Annotated in this window: 1 pseudogene; it reads right to left on the bottom strand. The window is 49.7% G+C overall.

Annotation, left to right across the window (positions count from 1 at the left end):
* Nucleotides 1-296 (bottom strand): annotated as a pseudogene (locus C1E99_RS08815) (Xaa-Pro dipeptidyl-peptidase); the annotation flags it as partial.

Here is a 296-nt window from a genome sequence, read left to right as displayed (position 1 = left end):
GCCGTATCGACAGGCGTTTCCACATAGACCACCTCACGAATGAGGTCCTTGGTCGAAAAAGTTGCCAAGGCTTTGCCATTGAAGAAGTGGTAGCGATTGTCCTCTGGGATTAGGTCGTCGCTGACCAGCTGGTCAATCAAGGTGTTTCCAGACTTGGTACGGGTATTGAGGAGTTGGTAGAGGTTATCGATGACATCTCCGTAGACAATAGGAAACTGGCTGGTCTTGCGGAATTCCTCCACATCTGTATAGTCCACACCAGGTACGAAGCCTAGCAACTGAAAGGCCACTTGATA

The sequence above is a fragment of the Streptococcus suis genome (assembly GCF_002964045.1).
In the GTDB taxonomy this organism is placed as follows: domain Bacteria; phylum Bacillota; class Bacilli; order Lactobacillales; family Streptococcaceae; genus Streptococcus; species Streptococcus suis_U.
This window is presented reverse-complemented; position numbering and strand designations above follow the sequence as displayed.